Genomic DNA, 25,566 nt, shown 5'->3' with positions numbered 1-25,566 from the left:
GACGAAGTTCATAGCCGCCTTACTGGTGATTTGTGCACCCCCCCGGTTGCCGCGCAAACCTTCGGGCCTCCGATAAAGGGCGTGTGCCTGCTGTCGCGCGTCAGCGCGGTCAACGCCTCGCGCGCCAGCCAATCCCTGAATGCGGAATTGAAGAAGAAGAAGGACTTGCTGTCCACCGAACTTGCCAAACACCGTGCGGCGCTCGATGAGCAGCGCCATGCTCTTGATGTTCGGCAAGACAGGATTGCGCCTATCGAATACCAGCGCCGGAAGGCGGTGCTTGATCGGCAGGTGCAACAGCTGGAGAAAGAGCTGAATACGCGGTTTATCGCGGCGCAGGCGCATGGGCAGCAGCAGGTCGACAATGCTCTCAACCAGGCCCTCAGCCGCGTTATCACGCGCAACGCCTGCAGCTTCGTGATGGAACGCGACACCACCTATGGGTGGAACAACGCCATGGATATTACCAGCGCCGTGACGCAGGAGATGAACGCCATACTGACAACCGTCGCCATTCCATGAAGCTCGTGCCGGTAAGGAGCCTTGAGAAATTCCGCCGGTCTGCGGTGTTTTCCTGCTCCCCTGCCGTCAGCATGATGCCTGCGCCATATACGCGGCCGGCCCTGCGACCTCTGAACGGCTGAGGCTATTTTTGGTTGGAGGCAAGCTGCTCAAGAGCGCCAAGGTCGATACGGGAGATAACCTTTTTCAGGTCGTTCATGTTGATGCCGTTGGCCTCGGCCTCAATGACAAAACGGTTGGCGACGATGACGCTGTAATGACCGCTGCGGTCAGCCTGGTTCCAGCGTTCCGTGGTCAGGCGGCCATCCACCTTGCCGATGCGCTCGTACCCGGTTTCGGTCGTGCGGCTTGAGACGACATTGAGGGCTGAGCCGAGAGCCGCCAGGCCGCCCATGCCCGCCATGTCGGTAATCTTCACGGACGCGCTGCTGTCGTCGTTTTCATAGCGGGCGCTGGCGAACGAACCGAGGCCTTGCTCAGTGCCCGAGGCGGTTTGCATTTCGGTGCGCTCCAGCCCGGCGAAGGTGGAAGGCAGAAATGCCTCCAGCCGGGCCGGGCCGAAGGGAAGGGCAGCAGGCATTTCCGGCGCTGCGTCATCCCTATCCGCCGGGGCCGGTGCTTCCGCCAGTTCCTCAAAAACGGCTTCCGCCCTTTTGGCAGGTTCGGCGAGTTCGTCCATGTCGACCGTGCCCACCCCGGCGACGGTCAGCGTGCCCATGCTTCGGTGCGCGCCGAGCAGACCAGCAACAGGCATGGTCAGCGCGACGATGATGTACCAGACGACCATCCCCGCGATGGCTGTGACGACGATGTAAACCCGGGCTTTTTCCCGCTGGACCTTCATCAGCGGGGGCAGGCCGACATAGAGAAGGTAGAGGCTGTAAAAACCCAGGACCGACAGGATGGACAGGGGTGGCAGCAGCAGGAAAATTCCCGAAACCCAGCCCGCCGTGGCGGAATAGGCCGCAACCTTGAAGGCCTGCACGCGGTTGCGGGTGCCGTGGAAGGTCGGGGCAAGGCCGTCGATAATCAGCGCCATTGCATAAACGCCGATGAGCGTCAGCAAATAATGGACAACAGCAATGATGAGCGCGCTGCCAACCGATGGGTGATAAGTCATCCCAAGGGCGGAGAAGCCGAATACCACGGAGCCCAGAAACCCTGCGATCGCAGGAATGGCCGCCAGCGGTATCACATGGGCGCGGTAAATCTGGCGGATGGTTGTCGGCTCAAGGTCGATCCGATCCCACTCGGGGTCCGGGCGCAGCAGCAAGCTCTTCGCCCGACTCACCAGACCGGCATCGGTTGTAGAGTGCGCGGAACCGGTTTCCATAGGTCTTCTCCCCTGTTTCCTTGCCAGTAACACATGGCAAGACGCAAACGGCCTTCAGCCTGCTCTACCCTATAGGTTTGCAGCGTTCGGCCGATATATGCGACCATGTTTTACAACTATTTGTCTGGAAGGCGAATCACGGCGGGAAAAACATCCGACGCCGTGGCAGAAGACAGACCAAGGGGGGAGGGAATGAGCGGATGAGCGGCAGCCTTGCATCCAGGTGGCGAGTCGGCGAGGCAACGGCGGGCCTGTGGCTCAGCCTCGGCTCGCCCGCCGTCGCCGAACTGGCGGCGGAGAGCCGGCCGGATGTGCTGGTGCTCGATGCCCAGCACGGCCTGTGGGAGCGCACGACCCTTGAATGGGCCATCGGCCAGGCGGGGGCGTGCCCGGTGCTGGTGCGGGTGGCCCGCAACCGGCCCGAGTTGATCGGCGCAGCGCTGGATGCGGGGGCAACCGGTATCATCGTGCCGCTGGTCGACACGGCGGCGGAGGCGGCGCAGGCGGTTTCTGCCTCACGCTATCCGCCGGAGGGGACGCGCAGCGGCGGCGGCATCCGGCCGCTGCGGGACATGATAGGCTATATCGAGCGCAGCCGGGCCGAGACGCTGGTGTGCGTGATGATCGAGACGGCGGAAGGCCTTGCCAACGCGGCGGCCATCGCCGCGACGCCGGGCATCGACATGGTGTTCATCGGCGCGGGCGATCTTGCGCTCTCGCTTGGCGACAGCGGGGCCGGGCTGGAGAACGCGATCCGGCATATCCGCGAGGCCTGCGCGGCAGCGGACGTTGCTTGCGGCCTCTACACGCCCCACGTGGAGGCGGCGCGCAGGCGCGCGGCCGAAGGGTTTCAGCTGGTGATCGCGGCGGATGACGCCAGCCTCTTGCGGCAGGGGTTCGCCGCCGTGCGGATGGTGTTTGGAGGGGAGCCGGAATGACGGACAGGACGGACAGCAACAATAGCGCGCTGGCGGGCATCGCCCCGCACGTGGCGGCCATTTCGCTCGACAACATCGCTAATATCGCCAAGCAGGCGTTCGACAAGACCGACGTGCTGCCGCTGTGGTTCGGCGAGGGCGATTTGCAGACGCCCGCCTTCGTGGGCGAGGCGGTGGCGCAGGCCATCCGCGACGGGCATGTGTTCTACACCTACCAGAACGGCATTCCCGAGCTCCGCCAAACGCTGGCGGACTATCACACCCGCCTCTCCAGCACGGCCATCGGGCCAGAGCGGATCACCGTTACGTCCGGCGGCATGCCTGCTATCATGCTTGCCGTGCAACTGGTGCTGGAGCCGGGGGACAACATCGTCGTCATCGATCCCGTGTGGCCGAACATCGGCGGCATCACCCGGCTGCTCGGCGGAGAGGTCCGCTCGGTGCGAATGGACCTCGATGATGCGGGCTGGGCGCTCGATCTGGAGAAGGTCGCCGCCGCGTGCGATGGGCGCACAAAGGCGATTTTCTATGCCTCGCCCGGCAACCCGACAGGGGCGATGATTCCGCTGGGCGTGCAACAGGCGCTGCTCGCCTTCGCCCGCCAGCGCGGCATCTGGCTCATCGCGGATGAGGTTTACTATCGCCTCGTTTTCGGGCGGACGGCGGGCGATACCATCCTCGACATTTGCGAGCCGGAAGACCGGGTGCTGGTCATCAACAGCTTCTCCAAGGCGTGGGCTATGACTGGCTGGCGGTTGGGCTGGCTGGTGCACCCGCCCTCGCTTGCCCCGCGCCTCGCCATGATGGTGCAATACACCACCAGCGGCACCACGACCTTTTTGCAGCACGCAGGCATCGCCGCCATCCGCGAGGGTGAAGGGTTCGTTGCCCACATGAACCGCTATTGTCAGGAGGGCATGGAGATCGTGTGCGACGCGCTGGAGCAAATGCCGCGCGTGCGCCTGCGCGCCCGGCCGACGGCGGCGATGTACGTGTTCTTTGAGATCGACGGCATGGCAGACAGCCGGGCCGCATGCCTTGATATTTTGAACGCCACGCAGGTGGGCCTTGCGCCGGGAGTTTTCTTCGGCAAAGGCTCGGAGAGTTTCGTGCGCCTGTGCTTCTGCCGCTCGCCCGATGTGCTGCGCGCGGCGATGGAGCGGCTGCGCCCGTTCCTGTCGTGAGAGGGGAGACCATGCCGGAAATGGGAGACGAACGCCAGATCGCCCCGGCGGCGGAGCGCAACAAGGGCCCCATCCTCGATGTGCTGCGCCGCGCGCTGCCGCACGCCGGACTGGTGCTGCCGCACGGTGGACTGGTGCTGGAAATCGCCAGCGGCACCGGCCAGCACGTGGCCCACTTCGCCGCCCATCTGCCGGGTCTCATCTGGCAGCCGAGCGACCCGAACACCGCCTGCCACGCGTCCATCAATGCGTGGGTGCGGGATGCGGGTCTCGCCAACGTGCGCCCGGCGCTCGCGCTCGACGTGACGCAAGAGCCCTGGCCCGTCGACCGGGCGGATGCGATCGTTTGCATCAACATGATCCACATCAGCCCGTGGGCGGCAACGCAAGCGCTGATGCAGGGGGCGGAACGGCTGCTGCCGCCCGGTGGCGTGCTTTGCCTCTATGGTCCCTACAAGCGTGGCGGCCAGCACACCGCGCCGAGCAACGCCGAGTTCGACGCCAGCCTGCAGGCGCGCAACCCGGCATGGGGCGTGCGAAACCTGGAAGACGTGCTCGATCTCGCCGCGCGCCACGGGCTCGATCTCGTGGAAGTGGTCGAGATGCCCGCCAACAACCTCTCGGTCATCCTGCGGCGGCGCTGAGCCTACAGGGGAACAGACTAGGGTAGAATTGGGCCCCTGCAATAAAATGTGAAATTCAGTACTGCGCGGGGCGCCAGCCGGCGGCCTGCGCCTCCTGCTCGGTGCAGAACCAGCGCTCACCTTTGGATGTGTTGATGCCGGTGCGGTCGTACCAGGGGCTGGCGGGCGTGTGATAAATCTTCTGGCCCTTGGCGGTGATATTGCCCTTGATCGGGCAGTCGCCTGCCGTCACCGTTTGCACCGGGGCGGCTTCGGGCTGCGCGCTGCGCTTGCCGCGCCGCCAGTCCCATGGGTAGTCGAATGATCCGGCCCAGACGCCGCGCCTGGCCCGGCGAGCCTCGGCTTCCTGGGGCACGTAATCCTTGGCGTAGGTGCGATAAGCGAGGGCGTGGCCTTGCATCACCATCCAGCCGTTGAGATCGGTCGTGCCCAGCTTGCAAATGGCAACGATGCGGCCGTAGCGATCCTTGTCCTTTGGCTCGCAGGCAACCGGGCGGTGGCTGATGAGCTCATCCAGCGCCAGTGCCGCCGCCTGGCCGCAACGCACGGACCGTCCCCCCAACCTGGCAGAGCTGGCGTGACTCAGGCGCGTCAATGCCGTGCAGGCGAATGCGCGTGCCGCGCACTTCCAGCGTATCGCCGTCGATCACCGAGGGCACGCCGGACAAGGTGTCCGCCGCCTGCCGGGGCAGGGGGAATTCCCCCATGATGGCGGTGGCCATCCCCGCGACAATAAGGGCCGCCGCACCCATGATGGAATACCAGCGCACGATGAAACGCTCCGCACTTGAGGAGGAAGAAATGAACTTATCGAATTAAAAGGATTTATCGAATGGTCTCCCCTGGGGCAAGAAAGAGGACGGAAAATCCGGCGCGCTCAGGGGCCGGCGGATTCCGGCTTGCCTCTCGACAAGCAGGAACCCGCTGTTTAACGACCGGAGATACGGCAGGATGCCTTGTGTCTCTCCGGCTTCGGTGCGGGGAGGGGCGCAGGCGCCAGGCGGCGTAAGGGGAAATTCGATGAGCCAACGGGCCACACGCATGGGATTTTGTACGCAGCGGCTGGCGCGTTTGGACCGGTTCCTGCAGACCCGATACATCGATACCGGCCGCCTACCGTGCGCCGAGACACTGATCTATCGCCACGGCGAGGTGGTGCACCGCAGCCGCCTCGGGCTGGCCGATGTGGAGCGGGGCAAGCCGCTGGCCGGGGACACCCTCTACCGCATCTATTCCATGACCAAGCCTATCGCCAGCGTCGCCTTCCTGATGCTGGTGGAGGAGGGGCTGGTGGCGCTGGACGACCCGGTGCACCGCTTTATCCCTGAATGGGAAGGGCTGGGCGTCTATGAGGATGGCGCGCAGGGCGCCTTCCGCACCCGCGCGCCGGAGCGGCCGATGCAGATGGTTGATCTGCTGCGCCATACCTCGGGCCTCACCTATGGTTTCCAGCAGCGCACGCCGGTTGATGCGGCTTACCGGGCGCTCGGCGTCGGCGAGATCGCCCTGACCATGCCCCTGGAGGAGATGATTGGCGCGCTCACGCGCCTGCCGCTGGAATTCTCCCCCGGCACGGCCTGGAACTATTCGGTATCGACCGATGTGCTGGGATATCTGGTGGGCAGGATCGCGGGCAAACCCTTCGAGGATGTGGTGCAGGAGCGGATTTTGGACCCGCTCGGCATGAAGGACACCGGCTTTGCCGTGAAACCCGGCCAGGCCGAACGGCTGGCGGCCTGTTATCAGGTAGCGCCGGAAGGCGGCTTCTCATTGTATGACGACCCGGCCTCCAGTCCCTATTTGTCGCCGCCGGTCATGGCCAGCGGCGGCGGCGGACTGGTCTCGACAACCGAGGACTACCTGCGCTTTTGCCGGATGCTCCTGCAGGGCGGCCAGTATGAGGGCGCGCGCCTGCTCGCCCCCAAGACGATCGAGCTGATGACGGCGAACCATCTGCCCGAGGGCAAGGATATCCAGAGCCTCTCCCAATCCATGTTCAGCGAGTCCGCCTATGCGGGGGTCGGCTTCGGCCTTGGCTTTGCCGTTACCATGGACCCGGCGCGCACGCTGCTGCCGGGCAGCGCGGGCGATTACTTCTGGGGCGGCATGGCCAGCACCTATTTCTGGGTCGACCCGAAGGAGGACATGGCCGTCCTCTTCATGACCCAGCTTATTCCCTCCTCCACCTATCCGGTGCGGCGGGAGCTGCGGACGCTGGTTTACTCGGCCCTCGTCGAGCCGAACTGATCGCGCTGGGCCTGATCGCGTGAGGGTCGGGGCTTTTCCGCAACCGGCCCTGCGCCCAATCGTTTCTCCCCTGTGCCACGCTTGGAAACAAGCCTTGGAACAGGGGTGATGTCATGACTCTGGCCGTTTGCGTCCAGACCTTGCCTGTCGGCGCAATCGTGCGCGACTGGAGAGTGGACGCTGTGGCCAGCGTCAGCGAAGAGGCCGTTCTCTACGTGGCCTGCCACGTGGCGACGGGCGAGGGCCTGCTTCTGCAGGAATATTTCCCCCTAGCCTTGGCCTGCGCCACCCCGATGGCACGGTCAGCGCGAGAAACGGCGCGGCAGCCAAAGATTTCGATGCGGGCAAGGAGACCTTTCTCATGCAGGGCGCGGCCCTTGCCGGTCTCAGCGCCTCCCGCCCACTGCCCAACCTGCCATGCGTGCGAACCGTCTTTGCCCACGCGGGCACCGCCTACATGGTGCTGGAGCGCCAGGGGGCGTGCCGCTGTCCTCCGAACTGGAGCTGGGGCACCGGCAATCCGAGGAACGGTTGCTTTCTCTGTTCCGGCCCATGGTCATGGCGCTAGGGCAGCTGCACGAAGCGGGCATCTGCCATTTGCGAATCCACCCGGACGTGATCTTGCGCCAGCAGCGCCGCCTGGCGCTGACTGGTTTTGCGGGCGGATTTGCTTCCCACGCGTGGGAGGAGGACCGGAACACGGCCTACAGTCCCATCGAGCTGCTGGTGCCCGTCGCCGAACCAGGGCCGTGGAGCGACATCTACTCCCTTGGCGCTGTTCTCTATCATTGCGTGACGGGCGCGCCGCCGCCGGAGGCGATCACGCGCGTTGGCGATGTGCAGATGCCATCCTCCTGTGCCGGGCAGTACAGCCCGGCTTTCCTGGGGGCGATCGTCTCGGCGCTCGCCTGCATTCCAGCAGACCGGCCCCAGAGCATCCGCCAGTGGTGCGAGGCGTGGCCAGAAACGCCTGCGCCAAGCCAGGCCGAGCCGGAGGCCACGGCCCTTAAGGCGGGCCCGCCCGCGCCGATTTCCCGGCCAGCCTCCGAGGAGAGGCCCCGCGCCAGCCTGGTGCCGGTGGAGAATGCGGCTGCCGCGTCGCCTCGGCGCTTCCGAGCCGGCCTGTTCGGGCAGATGGCCCTGCCCTGCCTCGGCGGGGTGGCAATGGCGGGCGGCATTCTCCTGGCTCTCTCTCACGACAGGGAGTTCCTGCCCGAGCGGGCGGGGGGCGCCGGCATGGAAATGCTGGCAGGCGGCTTGCCATCCTCGGGAAATGAAGCGGCGCCGCAGCAGTTGTCCGCGCCTCTCCTTCTGCTGGAGCATGAGCTGGCGACGGCGCGCGACACGGCAAAGCACATTGATGCACAGATCAGCGAGGCCAAGGCGCTTGCGTGGCCTGCCGCGCGGGTGACGGCATTGCGGCAGGCGGCAGGGCGGGCGGCAAAGGCCCTCGCCGAGATGGAGGCCCTTTACGCCGCGCCGGATCTGGCGCGGCGCAAACCGACGAGCGCCTCGTTCCTGACCGTGTTGAATGAACAGAGCCGCGCGGTGCGCGCAGCCCTGCAGGAGGCCTGGCGGATCAGCATTGCCGGCTATGCGGAGACGGCGGATAAGCTGCTGACCAACGGCAATGCCAATTTCCAGCTTCTGGAAAAGCTGCTGGCCGACGATGACCGGGCTGCGCCCGCCCAGCTCATGGGTACTGCCGCCACCGCCCATGAGCTGATGAAGGCGGCCTATCAGCGCCTGCGCCTGGCGGCCAGGGCGGAAGAGGCGCCGGCCAATGCCATGGCCGCAAGCCAGAAGCTGGCGGAAATATCCGCCGCGTTCGGCGAGGTGCAATCCCAGGCCACGGCCATCCGAGAGGCGCTGCGCGCGGGTCGGCAGCACGCGGCGGAACGGGCTGACGAGCTGAATGATCGAGCCAGGGAGCGCAAGACGTTCAACGCCGCGCTTGTCTCCGCGCACCGGACAGCAACGGCGCTGGAGCGCGCCATCGCCGCCGCGCGGGACGGCGACAACCACGATATCCCGCGTGAGTGGCGCGCTTATGCGACTGCCAGGCTCCGGGATGCCAACCGCCGGCTGGCAGGGCTGGAGCGGATTGTCGAGGACACGCCCGATATTCGCGGCCCCCGGCTGCAAACCGCATTGACCGAGGTGCGCGAGACGGAGAAGACCCTGCGTGCCCTGCTGCAGGAAGCGCGCCAGCCGGCCGTGGCAAGCGCCGAGGCGGCCCCTGATCCGGCCGTCGCCCGCCTGCTGCGCCGGGCCGACTCCAGGCTGGCGCGCGATTACCGGCGCTATGCGGAGTTGCGAAGCATGCTGGCCGAGCAGGGGGGCATCATTCCCATCAAGGGGGGGTGATTCCGTCGGCAAGCAGGACATGGGAACGCTCTACCGCGACCTGAAAACGCTCGCCGCGATCCGCGATCGGCTGTCCTCCGTTCGGGAGGAGGAAAAAGCGCAGGATGTCTACAAGCAGTTCGCCCGCCAGCATGAGGAGGTGGACGATCAGCTGGACCGAATGCTGCGCGCCGCCTCAAGGGCCGCGCGCCTGTCGCGGGAGGCCGCGCTGCGCTGACGGCGGCTCTATCCTCCGGCGCAGGGCGGGCAGGGCGGCCGCGTCAGCAGAGCAAAAGTCGCCAGCGCGGCAAAGGCGACGAGCCTGGCCCCGAACCCCATCCAATCTGCCGCGCCAGAGCCTGCCTGTGTTGCTAAAGTCACACTTTCAGCCTTGTTGCGTCCCGGACGGGTGAGCCACGAACAGAAAATCGCGCCAGCCAGAAACACGAAAGTCGTCAGGATGAACCAGACCTCCGGTCGCTCGGCGCGCAGGAGAACGGCCAGGATTGCCGTCAGCAACAGCGCGCCGCCATCGACCAGAAGGAAGGCCGACCGCAGGGTCCGCGCGGGCACGGGGCCAGACCGAGGGGCCGAAGAGGCGGCCGGCAGGCCAGCCAGCGCCTGGGTGAACGCCATGCCAAGGCCAAGCGCAATCAACAGAAATGCGCCCATACTGAGCGCGAAATCAACCATGCCACACCGCCTTCGCACCATATCGCTGGAAACAGGAACGCAATGGCGCTGTTTTTGGTCCGGTCCGCTCTCGGAAGGCCCGTCGCGCCTGCCGCCGGCAGTTGCCTGCCTTGGTTGCGGCGGGGTGTCGGATTTCCGGGGAATTGCGCGTGTCCAGCGCTGCCAATACTTAATACTCAATAATTAAGTATGACGCTGATATTCTGAATGCATGAAAAAAGTGCTGTAGATGGTTGCGTCCGGTAATCATCAATGACATTATCACGCCAGCGCCACTTCTGGAAACCATCGTATTGTTCCGTTGCGATATGCGTCGCAAGCTGGAGTAGTCAGGCAGTGGCGGCCTTTCTTGCCCTGTTCTGCTGCCTCCGGCGACCCCGGCTTTGGGAGGGTGCGACGCGGATCTGGGTTTTCAGGGGTTATCACACGAAACTGACTTGTGGACTTCACCGACGGCGGCAGTCACTGCCGCAGTGCTGCTGCGTCAGCCGTCGCGTGAAAACCAGCAGGCGAGAAAGGACTGTCCGATGGCCTTGTGTGATGTGTCTGAGCCGATTGGGAACAAAATCCAGAACGACCAACCCAGAATAAGAAAAGAAAGAGGGGGATCAACCAAGGAACGGCTGATTTTGGCTGCAATTGCGCTCAGCGCACAGCGGGGGTTCTCCAACGTTCCCCTGCGGGAGGTGGTGGAACGAGCGGAATGTCACAACATCAGCGCGGTCCATTACCATTTCAAGAACCGGGAGGGGCTGCTGACAGCCACGCTCCAGATGATCGACCGACACTGGGCGGTGGACGTGCCGGGCTTCGCCCAGCGCGCCGGCGTCTTCGAGGTTCTCCATGCCTTCGTCATGGCGCTGGATGATCTCAAGCGAGCCTCGCAGTGGGGCAACACGGTGGTGAAGTTCCTCACGCGGCTGGCAATGGATGACGATCCGTCCACGGCGGATGCGGCGACCGCGTTTCTGGCGACGCGGCTGAACGCGGTCTTCGACGCCATTGCGCCCCATTGCCCTGATGCGGAGCCATCCGTGCTCCGCCTGCGCGTGGGCAACGCATGCCTGTTGCTGCTCACGGTCTCCAGCCATCTCGACCGCAGTTGCATGGCGGCCTTGGGTTGCCACAACCTTGTCGAGGTCAAGGAGAACCTGTTGCGGGAGACCGTGACAATGGCGGCCAGCATCATCCATGGCTCCAATCCGGTTGAGGACGCAGACGCCGATGCCGAGCCATGGCTTCCCGATGCTGCCCATTGCAACGGGATGCGCGATCTGGCGACGCGCCATACGGCAATGCCGGAGCCGGTCGTGGCCTGACACGACGCCGGAAACTGCCGCAAGCCGGGCCACCCTTTCACGACCTCCGGGCCGTGTTCTGGTGGCCCGGCCGCTTGCCTGCGCCTTTTGGCCCTTCATGGCTGTGCCTGGAATCCCGGTTGATGCCTACTGCCGCCGGAGAGAATTTCGGGCCGCCCGATTGGTTCCCTTCGCGCGCCTCCATGAACGCCGGGCCTGTCCAGGCGGGAGCATCTCCAAACGGCGATATTTTCAATGGCCGCATTTCCAGAAGCCGCGAACCATCAGGGCGGGCGCTGGAAGATGGTGCGTCATTGTTAAGTAATTCAATTTATTTCATAGATTTTAATGCAGTTGATGAAGTTAATCCTAATGATTGGCAGGTAAAATCCTAACGCGAGGAGAATGTGCTGTATAATGGTCACGCCGCCGTAAAATATATTCTGGTTAATGTCTCTTTCATATTTCATGGAATTCATATTTTATGCATTCGTTATATTTTCATGATGTTGCCTAGAGGGTTGCGTTCCCTTTGTTGATCGCGGTCTCGTCCCTGGCGGGCGGGAAGTCCCTTAAGTGGCGTGCCATCCGGCAAGCTTGCCTGAATGCGCTGGTTGCTTCGATGTCTGAACGGAAGGGCTGATCCGCAGCGTCCGCTCGGGGAAGTATCTTCCCGGATCAGGATGCGACAGGCGGAGGTTTCCGGGGAATTCTAGCGACGGGACGCCAATGAACGTCAATTGCAACCGGGCCACCATATCTGAGGAGCCTCTTTCCCGAACCATGGATGAGCCATGGTCGCCGCCGCTGCAGGAGCCATGGATAGTGACGCGCGCGGCTCTTATGGAGGTGGAGTCCGAGCTGCGCCGCTATGCCTATGCGCGGCTGCCGCATCAGGATGCGGAAGATATCGTGCAGGACGCCTTCGTTCGCCTGTACAGCCGCGATGCGCGCACCGGGCCAATCGGCAACATCACCGCCTTTCTCAAGCGGACGGTGCGGAACCTGCTGTTCGATCGTTACCGCGCGCCGCGCTTCCTTGAATATGTGCCGGAGGAGGAAATCTCCGCCATTGCGGATGAGGCGTCCTCGCCGGAGCGCATCATGCTGGGCCGGCAGGCATGGGAGGCCATTGCGGCCGAGCTGTCGCGTATTCCACCAAAGACGCTGGAAATGTTCCTGCAGCATCGCTTCGGGGCTGCGACCTGCCGCGAGCTTGCCCAGCAACATAAGCTGCCGCGCTCAACCGTTCATGACCAGCTTCGGCAGGTGCTCGAGCGGCTGACGCGGGCCGCCAGACCCTATCTGGAGCGATAGAATCCCGTGTCGTGGCGTCTCCGTTTCAACATCAGACAACCGATGTCGGATTGATTGCTGGACAAATGAAAAAGCACACAGATGACGGCGCAACGCCTGATCCGCTGGCCCTGTCGATCTGGGAAGGGTTCTCCGAACTCACCGACTGGCCGGATATCGCCTCCAATGTGGATGAGGCGCTGCGCTCTCTGGAAGATTTTCGGGCACAGCAGCGGGCCGAGCGCCGCAAGACGATCAAAACCGCTTCGATGACGGCTGGCGCGCTTGTCATTGTTTGCATGGCGGTGGGGTCTCTCCTCGGGCGAGAGGGTATGCCCGGTGAGGCCTGCCCGGTGCAGGCTGCGCCCGTGTCGGGCGCCTTGGAGGCGAAGGGCGGAAAACATGTCTTCGCCGGGGCGGCGATGGCCGATGTGGTGGCGGAGATGAACCGGAATGCGCGCCGGCCCATCGTGCTGGCAGGTCACTGGCAAGGCGATTACCGCCTGACGGCCGACATGTGCCTCGGCGATACGGACAAGCTTGCCACCCTGCTCATGGATTGGGGGCTGGCGCAGAAGGTGGAGGCAACGACCGACGCCATCGTTCTGACCGCCACCTGCCAGGCCGGCTGCGTCGCGCTGCAGGCCGGATAAAGATTATACATATTTTGAGAAAATATTCGGACAAACCGGCCCTTGATCCGTCTACCTGGATAGAAGTGGGGAAAGAGCAGTAGGGGGGTAATAGCGAAAATGAGCATTGCTCATATGCCAGCAAGCCGAACCTGGGCGAAAGGCTTTGTCTGCATCAAGCAGGATGCAGAACAGGCACGGTAGAAAGCCGTTTCCCGGTTGCCTGTGCCTTGCCGAATTTCCGCAAAAATTGGAGACACGGGTGATGGGCTTTCTGGCGTTACGCTTGTGAATTTCATGGTGGGCATAAGCAGGGCTGCTGCACAGTCAGGATCGGTAAATACAAACCGATGTTCCTGCTGTAATCGAGCATCCGACGCTGGCGCCAGCACCATTTGACGAGACAACGAGACCAGCGGGAAGCAGCCCAATCTTGGGCCCGAAGGAAGATCCCTAAAAAGCGGAAAACGCTATGCTGGTCTGAACTGGAGGCCCGCTCTGGCGCTGGGCGGGCCTCAATTTCTTTGGCCTAAAGGGGAGGCCGGCGTCAAGCATTTTTTCAATCCAAAGTTGCATAAATTCAGATGTCGCAATCTGCGCTGATGCAAGCGGGCGAGCCATGCCGGCAGGCTGTGCCGTGGAGACGTAAGCGAAGATATTTTCCCGGCTGTTCCCGGTGGTTTTTGTCTTGGCGGATTTCGCAGCATCGCAACCCCGCGCTTCGCGCAATCCAGGGAGAAACTCCTGATTGTCGTCTGAACCTTTGATCGGGCCTGTGGTGCAGGCGCATGGTTTTTGAGCGTGCCGCATCTCGATGCCTAATTCCAATTCCTCAGAATTAATTTTTGCGCTGTCTTGCCGCCGTCTTTTGCTCAGGGAAGCGAAACCTTGTCTCCGACATTTCTGCAAAAGATCACCCCCCGAAAAATCATTCTCAGAAAATCACGCGGCAGCAGGCCTTGGTCTGGCCTCGTTTCCGGGTCTGGCCTCGTTCCGGAGAAAATGGCTTTCCGCCGCGAAAGCCCCAGCCGTGGTTGTTGCTCATGGCTTCCGCTTCTGTTGCAGGTCTGCCCAAGCGAAGCCGGAGCGATCGGTTCCATGACGGCCCGTCTGCAGGGTGGCGCAATCTGATGCCCCGCATCGAACAGGCATGGGAAGGTTAGAGATTATACGCCCCTTACCCCTGAAAGGATCACAACCGTTATGCTGAACTGGACAGAGAAGCGGCCAATACCGCCCCTGCAGGAGCAGGATGCGCTCGATCTTCTACTGCATTTCTATGAACGGTGGGCCGCCGTCTTTCAGGGACAAAGGCCACTCGACTGCGTTGCGCTGGCCGACTGGGTTGCCGGGCATTTCGACAGGATTGAACACCTTGTCATGGGGCGGCCGGACGATCCCCTGAAGGTGGGGCTGGTCGCCGTGGCGCAGGCGGACCCGGCTGTCGGCGCGACCAGGGATTATGCCGTGCTCTCCCGCGCGGCCCGGTTTCAAAATCCCTGCGGTTCGACTCCCCGCACATCGCCCTGTTCCCAACCGAGGAACTGGCGCAGCGGGCGGCCGAGAAGGCGCAGAATCGCTGCCCGACAGCCTCGCTGTTTTTCATTCACCTGAGCTTCGGCGTGATGCCGATGCAGTCTGGCGATGGCGACCAGTTCGCAGTGGCGACACAGATCAGGGCGCGCGCCCTGGACGCTGATTCTGCCCGGTGCTGAACGGAAAGCGCCGTTCTTGCGCGCCTGCGCGCCCTTCCGGCTGGCGGCGCTGAAGCGGGCGGGATCATGCGCCCTTCGCATCGAAATGAAATGGGGAACAGCGGCCCGCGGCTGCCGTTGGTATTCTGAGCGGGGGCAGGCGATGGCCGCCTTTTCGGCCGGTGTTGCGTCTCCAGTCAGCGTCGCGGCGCAAAAGGGAGCGGGCGCGAAACAGGGCAGGCGCAGAGCGCGGGAGGCCAGCCCTGGGCATGCCCGCGATTGCCGGAGGAACTGCCTTGTGGTCGTGGCACGCGCGAGGGTGGCGCTGTGGGTTCGCCAGCGGTGGGGGCTGGCGGCGCTTGCCCTCCTGCTGCTGTCTGCAGGATTTGCCGCAGCACAGGGAGGCAGCAAAGGCGTGGCCTCGCGTGCGGGCGAAGCCGTGGCGCTGCATGTTGACGGCGCCATCGGCCCGGCGACCGCTGATTACCTCTCCAAGGGCATGGCGGCGGCGCGCGACCGTCGCGCTGCGCTGCTGATCCTGCGGATCGATACGCCCGGTGGGCTCGACACGGTGATGCGCGCCATCATTCGCAACATTCTCGCCTCGCCCATTCCGGTTGCCTGCTATGTGAGCCCCAGCGGCGCGCGGGCGGCAAGCGCCGGCACCTTTATTCTCTACGCTTGCCATGTGGCTGCCATGGCTCCCGGCACCAATGTGGGCGCGGCGACGCCCGTGGCGATTGGCGGCGGGGGTGGCGGCGGGGGCCGAGCACCGGATGACGACGGCGACACCAAGCAGGGCAGCGCGCCCAGCGCGGGGGAGCGCAAGGCGATCAACGATGCGGTGGCCTATATCCGCAGCCTGGCCGACCTGCGCGGCCGCAATGCCGACTGGGCGGAGCAGGCGGTACGCGAGGCCGCCAGCCTGCCGGCCGAGGCCGCGCTCCAGCAGGGCGTGATCGACGTCATTGCACGGGATATGCCGGACCTCCTGGCGCAGATCGACGGCCGGGAGGTGCTGGTGGAGCAGGAGCGGCGGCGCCTGCAAACAGCGGGCCTTGCGCTGGTCGAACTCGCGCCCGACTGGCGCACCCGCGCGCTTGGGGCCATCACCGACCCCAACATCGCCTACCTGTTGCTGATGGTCGGCCTCTATGGTCTGATCTTCGAATTTCTCACGCCCGGCACGTTCGTGCCCGGCGTCATCGGCGGGCTGTGCCTGCTGGTCGGGCTGTTCGCGCTCAACCTGTTGCCCATCAACACTGCGGGCATCCTTCTGCTGCTGGCCGGCATCGGCCTGCTGGTGGCGGAAGGCTACGCCGCCTCCTTCGGCATTCTGGGAATAGGGGGCATCGCCGCCATCGCGGTCGGCTCGCTGCTGCTGTTCGATGCCGAGGTGCCCGGCTTTGCCCTGTCGCGCGGGCTGGTGCTGGCGGTCACCGTGCTGAGCGCGGGGTTTCTGGCGCTGGTGGCGCGGGTGGGGTGGCGGGCCCACCGGCGCCGGGCCGCCATGGGCGATGCGGCGCTTCATGGCACCACGGCGCAGGTTCTGTGGTGGTCCGGCAACAGAGGCGAGGTGCTGTGGCAGGGCGAGCGCTGGCAGGCCCATGCCAGCCAGCCCTTGGCGCCGGGGCAGGTGGCGCGGGTGCAGGGGCGCGAGGGGCTGGTGCTGTTCGTGGAGGCGGCCGCTGCCGAACCCGGCGCGCCGGTGCCGCCTTCGCCGGGAAGGAGCTGAGCCATGTATAATTTTATCACCTATGGTCTCCTCATCCTCTTGGTGCTGTTCATCCTGGCCTCCGCCATTCGCATCCTCAGAGAATACGAACGGGCCGTGGTGTTCACGCTTGGCCGTTTTTCCGGCGTAAGAGGGCCGGGGCTGATCCTGCTTATTCCCATCATTCAGCAGATGGTGCGGGTGGACCTGCGCGTCGTCGTGCTGGACGTGCCGAGCCAGGACGTGATCTCGCGGGACAACGTCTCGGTGAAGGTGAACGCGGTGGTCTATTTCCGGGTGGTGGATGCCGACCGGGCGATCATCCAGGTGGAAAACTTCATGATGGCGACGAGCCAGCTGGCCCAGACCACCTTGCGTTCGGTGCTGGGCAAGCACGAGCTGGACGAGATGCTGGCCGAACGGGACAAGCTCAACCGGGATATCCAGGAGATCCTCGATAGCCAGACCTACGCCTGGGGCATCAAGGTGACAAACGTCGAGATCAAGCGGGTGGATATCGACGAGAGCATGGTGCGCGCCATCGCCCGGCAGGCGGAGGCCGAGCGCGGGCGGCGCGCTCGCATCATCAGCGCGGAGGCGGAGGAGCAGGCGGCGCGCAAGCTGGTGGATGCGGCCACCATGCTGGCCGCCGTGCCGGAGGCGATGCAGCTGCGCTATCTCTCGACATTGCAGGACATCGCCTCGGAGAAAAGCTCGACCATCGTCTTTCCCCTGCCGATCAACATGCTCCAGGCGCTGGCCGGAGGCGGGCAAGCCTCTGCGCCGCCTCCGCCGTCATCCTCGTCCTCATCCCCCTCTCCGCCCGCCGATGCGCCGGAGAGGGGCGATGGCCGCCGAAGCCTCTGAACGGCTTCGGCTTTCAAGCGTTGCCTCTACGATACGGCCATGCCGGGCATGGCCAATGGCGGTGCAGGAAGGCGGCAGGCGGCATGGATTTGGACAGGCGCACCCTTCTCACCCGCGCGACCTGTGCCCTCGGCGCAGGCGTGGTGGCGGCGTCGTGCGGGAGCGAGGATCAGGCAGCGGCCGGCAGCGCCGACCGGGCGGCGTGGGAGAGCTACTGGGCGGGCATCCGCCGGCAGTTTCCGTTGAACACGGACGACGTTCACCTCAGCGCCATGCTGATCGCCTCCCATCCGCAGCCGGTGCGGCAGGCCATCGAGTGGCATCGCCGGGCGCTGGATGCCAGCCCGGCCGGCTACCTTCAGGACAACAACGGCCGCTTGCGCGAGGCGGCGCTGGCAGCGGCGGGGCGCTACATGGGCGTTGATCCGCGCGACATCGCGCTCACCGACAGCACGACCATGGGCGTGGCGCTGGTCTACAATGGGCTGATGCTGCGCCCCGGCGAGGAGGTGCTGACGACGGAGCAGGATTACTACGTCACCCACGAATCCCTGCGGCTGGCGGCCCAGCGCACGGGGGCGCGGGTGCGGAAGATCGCCCTTTACGAGGATATTCGCCAGGTAACGCCGGAGTCTCTGGCCGAACGGGTGCTGCAGGAAATCCGCCCCGAGACGCGGGTGCTGGCGCTGACATGGGTGCATTCCAGCACGGGGCTCAAGATTCCGGTGCGGATGATCGCCGACGGACTGGCCCGGATCAACGCGAGCCGCAGCCCGGAGACGCAGGTGCTGTTCGGGCTGGACGGGGTGCATGGCTTTGGCAACCAGAACCAGATGTTCGGCAGCCTGGGGTGCGATTTCTTCATGGCCGGGTGCCACAAGTGGCTGTTCGGGCCGCGGGGCACCGGCATTATCGTTGCCACCCCGCGCGGCTGGGCGGCGCTGCGGCCAAGCATCCCCAGCTTCATCGATGGGGAGAGCTGGACGGCGTGGTTTGAAAACCGTGAGCCGCAGGGGGCATCGACCGCCGCCCGCATGACGCCGGGCGGCTTCAAGCCCTACGAGCACCAGTGGGCGCTGGCCGAGGCTTTTGCATTCCATGAGGGCATCGGCCCGCATCTCGTTCAGACGCGCACGGAGGAGCTGGCAACCCAGCTGAAGGAGGGGCTGGCCCGAATGCCGAACGTGACGCTGCAAACGCCCCGGCGGCCGGACTTGTCCGCCGGGATCGTCTCGTTCGACGTGAAGGGCATGACGCCTGCCGCGGTGGTGAAGATGCTGAAGGAGCGGCGGATCATCGCCTCGGTCGCGCCCTATGCCACCCGCCACGTGCGGCTGACGCCGTGCATCTACAACAGCCCCGCCGACATCGAGCGGGCATTGCGGGAGGTGCGCGCCGTGGCGATGGTGTGAACGGGCGGGTTATGATGGGGTGCCGGCAGGCCGGAAGGCGTCGCTCGCCTGAGGCTGCGTCGCCTGCTCCCACATCTGGTCGAGCACCGCCTGGGGGGCCTGCTCGATGAAACGGAAGGCGAGGGCCGTGCGCGCATCGATCGGCACATCCCCCGCCTCCCATCGCTGGACCGTCCTCGTTTCGACGCCGAACAGGCGGGCAAGCCGCTCCTGTGTCAGCTTGAGCGTGCCGTGAAGCCAGCGGTTCTTGCGAATGGCTCTGGCTTCTGCGCCGCTTAACCTGGTCAGCATACTGTCTCCCTTGGTCGTCCCCGGAGAGGCTTGCGCCGCCCTCGGGAACCTGACCTTTATTTCCTAGGCCGGATGTTGATCGAGATCTCGATCCGGGTTAGGATCAGGGCCAGAAGGATGAGGAGGTCCATATCCATCCCCTTCTGGAATCGACGGGAGCAATCCCGCCAATCACCGGGTCGGCCAGTCCGTCCCGGTGATTTCGTTTTTAGGCTGAAAAGACTAATCCCCGCAATCAGAATACGACATTAATGTCGTGTTCTTAAATGGCGTGCACCCCCTAAAGACGGCGAAGGTGGATGCGGCAATCCTTCGAGAAAATGGATAAGGCTGTGGACTGACCGTTTCCGGATCGGCGGATTTTCGGGCGGTCTGCCTGCTGTTACGGTTCGCGCCGATTGAAGTCTTTCCGGCCGCCCGTGCGTTCTGGCGCACGAACGTGGCACACCCTTCCTCGGTAAGAAAGGTCAGCGTTATGGCGTCACTCAACCTGTTCAGCCCTCTCCAGCTGCGGGGCGTGCACAGCCGCAACCGGCTGGTGATTTCACCCATGTGCCAGTATTCCGCCATCGATGGCTTCGCCAATGACTGGCATCTGGTGCACCTGGGCCGGTTCGCGCTGGGCGGCTTCGGCATCGTGATGGTGGAGGCAACGGCGGTGCGCCCCGAAGGGCGCATCACCCCCGGCGACATTGGCCTGTGGGACGATGCCCATATTCTGCAACTGGCGCGCATTGCCGAGTTCCTGCGCGAGAACGGCAGCGTGCCCGCCATCCAGCTGGCCCATGCCGGGCGCAAGGCCTCCTGCCAGCGGCCGTGGCACGGCGACAAGCCATTGATGCCCGAGGATGAGGCGGCGCGGGGCGACAAGGCCTGGCAGGTGGTGGCCCCCAGCGCGATCCCGCACGATGAAGGCTGGCCCACGCCCCAGGCGCTGACGGCGGACGATCTGAAGGAGCATCTGGCCTCCTGGCGGCGGGCGACGGAGCGGGCGCTGGAGGCGGGCTTCGACATCGTGGAGATCCACGCCGCTCACGGCTACCTGCTGCATGAATTTCTCTCGCCGCTCGCGAACAAGCGCGAGGACGAATACGGCGGCTCGCTCGCCAACCGGATGCGCTTCCCGCTGGAGGTGATCGAGACGGTGCGCTCGGTCTGGCCGGAGGACAAGCCGGTGTTCGTGCGCGTCTCCGCCTCCGACTGGGTGGAAGGCGGCTGGACCATCGAGGACACGGTGGCCTTCGCCGCGCGCGCCAAGGCGCTGGGCGTCGATGTGCTCGACTGCTCCTCGGGCGGCATGGCCGTGCCGCCGGGGGCGATCAAGGCCCGGCCCGGCTTCCAGGTGCCCTTCGCCGCCCAGGTGCGGAAGGAGGCGGACATCGCCACCATGGCAGTCGGCATGATTGCCGAACCGGCCATGGCCGAGGCCATCGTGGCGGACGGTCAGGCGGACCTGGTCGCCATCGCCCGCGAGGCGCTCTACAACCCGGAATGGCCGCACCACGCCTGGCGTGCGCTTGGCGGCGACCCGCAGGATTTCAGCCAGTGGCCGGTGCAGGCGGGTTTCTGGCTTCGCAACCGGGAGCGCGCCCGCGCCAAGGCGCAGGCCGAGGCCACCAACGTGGCGGACTGATTGCCGGGAAGGCCGCCCGCGCCGGTCCGGTGGGCCGGTGCGGGCGTTGCTGCGTCTTAGCTCTTGCGGCGGCGCACGGCGGCGACGCCGAGAAAGCCGAGGCCGACAAGCCCGGCAACGGCAGGCTCGGGCATCTCGACGGGCGGGTTGAACGTCAGTCCGGTGCCGGAATAGCGCGGCAGGTGCACCTGTCCGCCCTGGGCGAAGCTGCCTGCCACCACGCTGCCATCGATGGGCGTGACGTTGGAGAGCAGGGCGTTCGGGGCCAGCACGGAGCCGAAGATCTGCGTTGAGAGCGAGACGGTTTCGGCCTCGAAGAAGTTCCAGATCACATGCTCGCTGGCGAACAGGTTGCTGAGCGTGCCGGATTGCCAGTTCGCATCGATGGAAACGTGGGTGCCGGCCACGTTGATGACGACGGTATCCAGGCTGGACAGGGCGTCGCCGTAAAGGCCGTAGCTGGCGAGGGAGTCGAGGAAGCCCTCCTCCAGGTTCACGACGGCGATGCCGTTGTGGTCCAGGTCGGCGACGGTGAGGCGGTAGTTGTTGCGATCGGTAATGTCTGCGGTCGAGTAGGTGGTCTCGGCCGCGAACCGGGCCAAGGCTCCGGAGAGGTCGCGGAAGTCCGCCTTGTCGAGCCGCTGCGCGAAGGTGCTGCTGCCGGTCTCGAGCGTGCGGCCCTGCTGGTTGCCGTTGATCTTCACCGCGCCCGGCGCGGCGCTGCCGCCGATGTAGGCGCTGCCGCCATCGTTCACCTCGATGGAGCCGGTGACGTTGCCGCCCACGTAAACGTCGCTGTTCTTCACCTTGACGTTCTGGCCGGTCACGTTGCCGGTGACGGTGAGCCCCGGCGCGCCGGTGTAGCGGCTGTGGTTGGACCCCACCATGTTGCCGCCGGACAGATCGCCGTCCACGTAGACGCTGCCCTGGATGTCATGGTTGAGCTGAAAGTCGTCAAACACGATCAGGTTGTAATCGCGCATGGCATTGAGCGCATCCACCGGGGCGGCCTCAGCCGTTCCGCTGATGCCGGCAACCGCGACGCCCGCCAGGAGCCAGGAAAAATGTTTCATGGGTGTCCTCTGCAATCGGGGCACCCCATAACACAGAGGGTGTCAACAAGACACTAACATTATGCATAGGCGAGCGAACGGGAAACGGCGGCCGAGGTGCGTCAACAGGGCCCGTGCAAGGAAGAGGGGGAGCGCTTACATAAGCCAATATCAAGGCCGGTATGAAAGGCGCGTCGTCATGGAGCTTGAAGGCAAGGAAAAGCTGGGGTGGATCCTCAAGACCGGCTGGCTTGGCCGCTGTCCCCACTGCGGCAAGGGCAGGATGTTCGCCAGCTGGCTCAAGCTCGCCAAGCGCTGCGACGCGTGCGGGCTGGACTACAGCTTCGCCAGCCCGGATGACGGCCCCGCCTTCTTCGCCATGACCATCATCTCCTTCCCGCTGGTGGGCTTCGCCATCTGGCTGGAGCTGGCCTACTCCCCCGGCTGGTGGGTGCACCTGCTGACCTCCGGCCCGCTGATCCTGGGCAGCTGCATCGCCTCCTTGCGCCCGCTCAAGGGGTGGATCGTCGCCTCGCAATATGTGAACAAGGCGGAGGAAGCCGGCTCGGAAGAACTGGCCCGCCGCCTGCGCGCCCGCGACGCCGGCCTTTAACTGCCTTCCCATAACCGCTTCGCGCCGAGACAGGGAATGGGAAAGCCCCCCGGCGTGGACCCATGTTTCGAATATTTCGTTTATTTCGATTGCTGCGTTTGCGGCAACGAGGATATAACAGTTCAGAAGATGGGAGAAGGTTATGACACTGCCAGCATTCGCTGAGGAAATTGGCGCGCGCCTGCCTGATGCCACGGATCGGCAGGCGGCAAATCAGCTGCGCCAGTTGCTGGCGGCTTATGCGGCCGGTGAGGCGAAGCTGCACGTTCTGGATGAAGCTAAGAAGCCGGTGGAAATCACGCTGACTCCCGGCCTGTCGCATCTGCTTATGGAGGTGCTCCGGCACATCAGCCGGGGTGACGCAGTGACGTTGGTGCCGGTCACGCAGGAGCTGACGACCCAGCAGGCGGCGGACATTCTGAACGTCTCCCGGCCGTTTCTCGTGTCGTTGCTGGAGAAGGGAGACATACCCTTCACCCTTGTCGGCCGCCATCGCCGGATCAGGGCGGCGGACCTGTTCGATTACAAGCGCAGGCGGGACCAGAGGCGCAGCGAAGCCCTGTCCGGCATGGCGGAACTGGATGGGGAGTATCTCTGACCTTGTTCGCCAACCGCTACACCGCCTTTGCCGATGCGTGCTGTCTGGCTGGCGCGCTGAAGCGGAACCTCCTGTTGACCCTGGCCGAGGCGGAGTTCTTCAGGGTTCGGTGGTCGGCGGAGGTGCTGGAAGAGACTGAGCGGGCGATGGCCGGCTTCTTTGCCAGCAAGGGGGTGGCTGACCCGGCGGCTGTTGCGAAGGAACAGCGCAGGCGTATGGAGACCGCCTTTGAGGATGCCCTAGTGAGCGACTATGCGGCCTTCCTGCCGGCGGCCGACCGGCTGCCCGACCCGAAGGATGCCCATGTCATCGCGGCAGCGGTAAAAACCCAGGCTGCCGTGATCGTCACGGACAATCTTAGAGATTTTCCGGCGGAGGTGCTGGCGCCTCTCGGCCTTGAGGCGCGCAGTGCGGATGCCTTCATCGCAGACACGATCGCCCTGGAGCCAGGGCGGGCCGTCGCCGCAATCCGCCGGATGCGCGAGCGTTTGAAGAGGCCGGAGAAAACGCCGGAGTTACTGCTGCTCGATATGGAGGCGCACGGCCTGATGGAAACCGTGGATGTCCTGAGGCCCTACGTCTCTTCGCTTTAGAAATTCTTCGCTTTAGAAATTCGCTTCGCCCTTGCGCGCCGCCTGATAACGACAACCAAATGTATGATCTGCTCTGGCGGCCTGCCGGGGCTTGACAGGTAATAGGCTTTCGATTATAGGAAAAAAACTATCGTCCTGGTTCCGGGCGGTGGTGGTTGTGTTGCGTGGGTTGAAGGGAGAAAGTGCAACAGGCGCAACCGGGGGAGACGGGGCCGTGACGCAGGGGGCTGGGGCATCGGGTAACGTATTGGGCGCAGGCGGCAGGGCCCGCGGCGCGGGAGCGATGGCATGAGCCTGTCCCTCCTGAGCGCGGCGGGGCTTATTGCCGGGCTGGGTCTTCTGATCTGGCTGACGGTGCGCGGCCTCAACATTCTCATCGCAGCGCCTTTTTGCGCGGCCATCGTGGCGGCGGCGAGCGGCCTTGCCTGGCTGCCGGTGGGCGAGGACCAGGCGAACTTCGTCTCCGCCTACACGGATGGCTTCACCGGCTTCTTCGGCGACTGGTTCTTCATGTTCCTGCTGGGGGCGATCTTCGGCGAGGTGATGGGGGCATCGGGCGCGGCGGCCAGCGTCGCCCGCTGGACGTTGGCCAAGATCGGCGTCCGCTTCGCTGCGCTGGCGGTGGTGGCGGCCTGCGCGCTCCTCACCTACGGCGGGGTGAGCGTGTTCATCGTCGCCTTCTCGGTTCATGCGCTGGCGGTGCACCTGTTCCGCGAGGCGAACCTGCCGCGCCGCTTCATCCCCGGCGCCATGGCCTTCGGCTCGGTCACCTTCACCATGACCTCGGCGGGATCGCCCGAAATTCAGAACCTCATCCCCATGCCGTTTCTCGGCACCAACGCCTATGCGGCGTGGGAGGTGAGCCTGGTGGTCGCCGTGCTGATGGCGGCGCTGGGCACCGTATGGCTGCAGGCCATGCTGCGCCGGGCCGTCAGGCGCGGCGAGCGGTTCGTGCCCCGCGCGAATGATGCGCGCGGCGAGGCGGCGGCGGAGGCGCTGCCGCACCCGCTCCTCAGCCTCCTGCCGCTCATCGGGGTGCTGGGGGTGTTCCTCGCCTGCCAGTATCCGGCGCAAGCACCCGCCCTTCTGCGCCCGCTGCTGCCGGCGGCATCGCTTGGCAAATATGCGCTCGTCGCGGCGCTGGGGGCCGGTATCATTCTTGCCCTGCTGGTGGGATTGGCCCGCCGCCGCGACATGCCCGCGGCCTTTTCACGCGGCGGCACGGGGGCGATCATCGCCATCACCAACACCTGCGCGGTTGTCGGCTTCGGCGCGGTGGCGCAGCTGTCGCCCGCGTTTCAGGCGGCGGTCGATGCGGTGCTGGCCATGCCGGGCAGCCCGCTCATCGGCGCGGCCGTCGCGGTGACCGTGATCGCCGGGCTCACCGGTTCAGCCTCCGGCGGGCAGACCATCGCCCTACCGCTGCTCGCGCCGCATTACCTTGGACTGGGTGTCGACCCCGAGGCGCTGCATCGGGTGGTGGCGATTTCCTCCGGCGCGCTCGATAGCCTGCCGCACAATGGCTATGTGGTAACGACGATCCGCGCCGTCTGCGGGGAAAGCCACCGGGATGCCTATGGGCCGGTCGGCGTGCTCACCGTCATCGTGCCCACCATTGGCCTTGCCGTCGCGCTGCTGCTGTTTGCGCTGTTCTAACGCTGGGAATCTGCGGCGTCCCGGCGTGCGGAGCAGCCCCGCCGAGCCCCTCCGCCAGGAGCCAGCCACAGCGTATCCGAATGCCTGAGCCTTGCTCAGGTCGTCTCATTGTCGATCCGATCCTGTTTATAATTAACTGAATTTCAACCAAGAACGATGCTTATAGCGTCTGGCGAACAATCCTGGCGGTGCAATCGGCCCTTTGCGGGGCGCTTTCGGTTCCGTCCGGACGTCCGGCAAGGCGCCTTCTCGTTCATGGCTGCGTGGAGAAGGCGCGCAAGGCACACGCGGCCGTCAGGAAACGATAAAA

At 64.9% G+C, this 25,566-nt stretch carries 26 protein-coding genes; 19 read left to right on the top strand and 7 right to left on the bottom strand.

Annotated features, from left to right (window positions below):
• Positions 1–81: 81 nt before the first annotated feature.
• Positions 82–522 carry an OmpH family outer membrane protein gene (locus L0C21_RS13865; RefSeq protein ID WP_259279031.1) on the top strand — a complete coding sequence of 147 codons (441 nt, stop codon included), beginning with the start codon at positions 82–84 and terminating at the stop codon, positions 520–522.
• A gap of 124 nt (positions 523–646) precedes the next feature.
• Here the strand turns inward: L0C21_RS13865 and L0C21_RS13860 are convergent, their stop codons facing one another.
• Positions 647–1,855 carry a Yip1 family protein gene (locus L0C21_RS13860; protein WP_259279030.1) on the bottom strand — a complete coding sequence of 403 codons (1,209 nt, stop codon included), beginning with the start codon at positions 1,853–1,855 and terminating at the stop codon, positions 647–649.
• 200 nt (positions 1,856–2,055) lie between these two features.
• Between L0C21_RS13860 and L0C21_RS13855 the strand changes: the two genes are divergently transcribed.
• From L0C21_RS13855 to L0C21_RS13845, 3 genes are read left to right on the top strand one after another with little or no spacing between them, the layout of a single operon-like run.
• Positions 2,056–2,793 carry an HpcH/HpaI aldolase family protein gene (locus L0C21_RS13855; RefSeq protein WP_259279029.1) on the top strand — a complete coding sequence of 246 codons (738 nt, stop codon included), beginning with the start codon at positions 2,056–2,058 and terminating at the stop codon, positions 2,791–2,793.
• Complete coding sequence (locus tag L0C21_RS13850) at positions 2,790–3,977, top strand: pyridoxal phosphate-dependent aminotransferase (protein WP_259279028.1); 1,188 nt, start codon at positions 2,790–2,792, stop codon at positions 3,975–3,977. The genes L0C21_RS13855 and L0C21_RS13850 overlap by 4 nt, the downstream gene beginning before the upstream one ends.
• 11 nt (positions 3,978–3,988) lie before the next feature.
• On the top strand, positions 3,989–4,621 hold the full coding sequence (locus tag L0C21_RS13845; protein ID WP_310593396.1) for a DUF938 domain-containing protein: 633 nt from the start codon (positions 3,989–3,991) through the stop codon (positions 4,619–4,621).
• A gap of 55 nt (positions 4,622–4,676) precedes the next feature.
• Here the strand turns inward: L0C21_RS13845 and L0C21_RS13840 are convergent, their stop codons facing one another.
• On the bottom strand, positions 4,677–5,168 hold the full coding sequence (locus tag L0C21_RS13840) for a thermonuclease family protein (RefSeq protein WP_259279027.1): 492 nt from the start codon (positions 5,166–5,168) through the stop codon (positions 4,677–4,679).
• The gene (locus L0C21_RS13835) at positions 5,131–5,391 is read right to left on the bottom strand and encodes a thermonuclease family protein (protein WP_259279026.1); all 261 of its coding nucleotides are present in this window, start codon (positions 5,389–5,391) and stop codon (positions 5,131–5,133) included. Before L0C21_RS13835 ends, L0C21_RS13840 begins: the two co-directional genes overlap by 38 nt.
• Before the next feature lie 250 nt (positions 5,392–5,641).
• On the opposite strand from L0C21_RS13835, the gene L0C21_RS13830 reads away from it, so the two are divergent.
• From L0C21_RS13830 to L0C21_RS13820, 3 genes are all read left to right on the top strand, one after another.
• Positions 5,642–6,868 (top strand): serine hydrolase domain-containing protein, encoded by a 1,227-nt coding sequence (locus L0C21_RS13830; protein ID WP_259279025.1) that lies wholly within the window; start codon positions 5,642–5,644, stop codon positions 6,866–6,868.
• Positions 6,869–7,348: 480 nt separating this feature from the next.
• The gene (locus L0C21_RS13825; RefSeq protein WP_259279024.1) at positions 7,349–9,235 is read left to right on the top strand and encodes a hypothetical protein; all 1,887 of its coding nucleotides are present in this window, start codon (positions 7,349–7,351) and stop codon (positions 9,233–9,235) included.
• A 19-nt stretch (positions 9,236–9,254) separates the two neighbouring features.
• Positions 9,255–9,452, top strand: a complete 198-nt coding sequence (locus L0C21_RS13820) for a hypothetical protein (RefSeq protein ID WP_259279023.1) — start codon at positions 9,255–9,257, stop codon at positions 9,450–9,452.
• 8 nt (positions 9,453–9,460) lie between these two features.
• On the opposite strand, the gene L0C21_RS13815 is transcribed toward L0C21_RS13820, so the two are convergent.
• A complete protein-coding gene (locus L0C21_RS13815; RefSeq protein ID WP_259279022.1) occupies positions 9,461–9,907 on the bottom strand; it encodes a hypothetical protein in 447 nt (148 codons plus the stop codon).
• A 629-nt stretch (positions 9,908–10,536) separates the two neighbouring features.
• Between L0C21_RS13815 and L0C21_RS13810 the strand changes: the two genes are divergently transcribed.
• The 4 genes from L0C21_RS13810 to L0C21_RS13795 all read left to right on the top strand — a co-directional run bounded on the left by L0C21_RS13810 (position 10,537) and on the right by L0C21_RS13795 (position 13,154).
• On the top strand, positions 10,537–11,226 hold the full coding sequence (locus L0C21_RS13810) for a TetR/AcrR family transcriptional regulator (RefSeq protein ID WP_259279021.1): 690 nt from the start codon (positions 10,537–10,539) through the stop codon (positions 11,224–11,226).
• Between the two features lie 122 nt (positions 11,227–11,348).
• On the top strand, positions 11,349–11,600 hold the full coding sequence (locus L0C21_RS13805; RefSeq protein ID WP_259279020.1) for a hypothetical protein: 252 nt from the start codon (positions 11,349–11,351) through the stop codon (positions 11,598–11,600).
• A gap of 430 nt (positions 11,601–12,030) precedes the next feature.
• Positions 12,031–12,522 carry an RNA polymerase sigma factor gene (locus L0C21_RS13800; RefSeq protein ID WP_259279019.1) on the top strand — a complete coding sequence of 164 codons (492 nt, stop codon included), beginning with the start codon at positions 12,031–12,033 and terminating at the stop codon, positions 12,520–12,522.
• A 65-nt stretch (positions 12,523–12,587) separates the two neighbouring features.
• Positions 12,588–13,154, top strand: a complete 567-nt coding sequence (locus L0C21_RS13795; protein ID WP_259279018.1) for a DUF3089 domain-containing protein — start codon at positions 12,588–12,590, stop codon at positions 13,152–13,154.
• A gap of 432 nt (positions 13,155–13,586) precedes the next feature.
• Here L0C21_RS13795 and L0C21_RS13790 read toward each other — a convergent pair whose 3' ends face one another.
• Complete coding sequence (locus L0C21_RS13790) at positions 13,587–14,042, bottom strand: hypothetical protein (RefSeq protein ID WP_259279017.1); 456 nt, start codon at positions 14,040–14,042, stop codon at positions 13,587–13,589.
• A 1,089-nt stretch (positions 14,043–15,131) separates the two neighbouring features.
• On the opposite strand from L0C21_RS13790, the gene L0C21_RS13785 reads away from it, so the two are divergent.
• The 3 genes from L0C21_RS13785 to L0C21_RS13775 all read left to right on the top strand — a co-directional run bounded on the left by L0C21_RS13785 (position 15,132) and on the right by L0C21_RS13775 (position 18,820).
• The gene (locus L0C21_RS13785; RefSeq protein WP_259279016.1) at positions 15,132–16,562 is read left to right on the top strand and encodes an NfeD family protein; all 1,431 of its coding nucleotides are present in this window, start codon (positions 15,132–15,134) and stop codon (positions 16,560–16,562) included.
• A 3-nt stretch (positions 16,563–16,565) separates the two neighbouring features.
• Complete coding sequence (locus L0C21_RS13780) at positions 16,566–17,408, top strand: slipin family protein (RefSeq protein ID WP_259279015.1); 843 nt, start codon at positions 16,566–16,568, stop codon at positions 17,406–17,408.
• A gap of 83 nt (positions 17,409–17,491) precedes the next feature.
• Complete coding sequence (locus tag L0C21_RS13775; RefSeq protein WP_259279014.1) at positions 17,492–18,820, top strand: aminotransferase class V-fold PLP-dependent enzyme; 1,329 nt, start codon at positions 17,492–17,494, stop codon at positions 18,818–18,820.
• A gap of 9 nt (positions 18,821–18,829) precedes the next feature.
• Here the strand turns inward: L0C21_RS13775 and L0C21_RS13770 are convergent, their stop codons facing one another.
• Positions 18,830–19,111 carry a helix-turn-helix domain-containing protein gene (locus L0C21_RS13770; protein ID WP_259279013.1) on the bottom strand — a complete coding sequence of 94 codons (282 nt, stop codon included), beginning with the start codon at positions 19,109–19,111 and terminating at the stop codon, positions 18,830–18,832.
• Between the two features lie 475 nt (positions 19,112–19,586).
• Here L0C21_RS13770 and L0C21_RS13765 point away from each other — a divergent pair, with 475 nt between their 5' ends.
• The gene (locus L0C21_RS13765; protein ID WP_259279012.1) at positions 19,587–20,744 is read left to right on the top strand and encodes an NADH:flavin oxidoreductase/NADH oxidase; all 1,158 of its coding nucleotides are present in this window, start codon (positions 19,587–19,589) and stop codon (positions 20,742–20,744) included.
• A gap of 56 nt (positions 20,745–20,800) precedes the next feature.
• Here L0C21_RS13765 and L0C21_RS13760 read toward each other — a convergent pair whose 3' ends face one another.
• Positions 20,801–21,817, bottom strand: coding sequence for a collagen-binding domain-containing protein (locus L0C21_RS13760; RefSeq protein WP_259279011.1), 1,017 nt, complete (start codon positions 21,815–21,817; stop codon positions 20,801–20,803).
• A 178-nt stretch (positions 21,818–21,995) separates the two neighbouring features.
• Here L0C21_RS13760 and L0C21_RS13755 point away from each other — a divergent pair, with 178 nt between their 5' ends.
• From L0C21_RS13755 to L0C21_RS13740, 4 genes are all read left to right on the top strand, one after another.
• Positions 21,996–22,409: a DUF983 domain-containing protein gene (locus tag L0C21_RS13755; RefSeq protein ID WP_259279010.1), complete on the top strand. Its 414-nt coding sequence runs from the start codon at positions 21,996–21,998 to the stop codon at positions 22,407–22,409.
• 142 nt (positions 22,410–22,551) lie between these two features.
• Entirely contained in the window at positions 22,552–23,007 is a 456-nt protein-coding gene (locus L0C21_RS13750; protein ID WP_259279009.1) for a helix-turn-helix domain-containing protein, read from the top strand.
• Between the two features lie 2 nt (positions 23,008–23,009).
• Entirely contained in the window at positions 23,010–23,600 is a 591-nt protein-coding gene (locus L0C21_RS13745) for a PIN domain-containing protein (RefSeq protein ID WP_259279008.1), read from the top strand.
• Between the two features lie 288 nt (positions 23,601–23,888).
• Positions 23,889–25,256, top strand: coding sequence for a GntP family permease (locus L0C21_RS13740; protein WP_259279007.1), 1,368 nt, complete (start codon positions 23,889–23,891; stop codon positions 25,254–25,256).
• Positions 25,257–25,566: the final 310 nt, after the last annotated feature.

Origin of the sequence: Pedomonas mirosovicensis (assembly GCF_022569295.1) — a bacterium.
GTDB classification, from domain to species: Bacteria; Pseudomonadota; Alphaproteobacteria; order Sphingomonadales; family Sphingomonadaceae; genus Pedomonas; species Pedomonas mirosovicensis.
The sequence above is the reverse complement of the archived record's forward strand: the minus strand, read 5'-3'. Positions and strand labels throughout refer to the sequence as shown.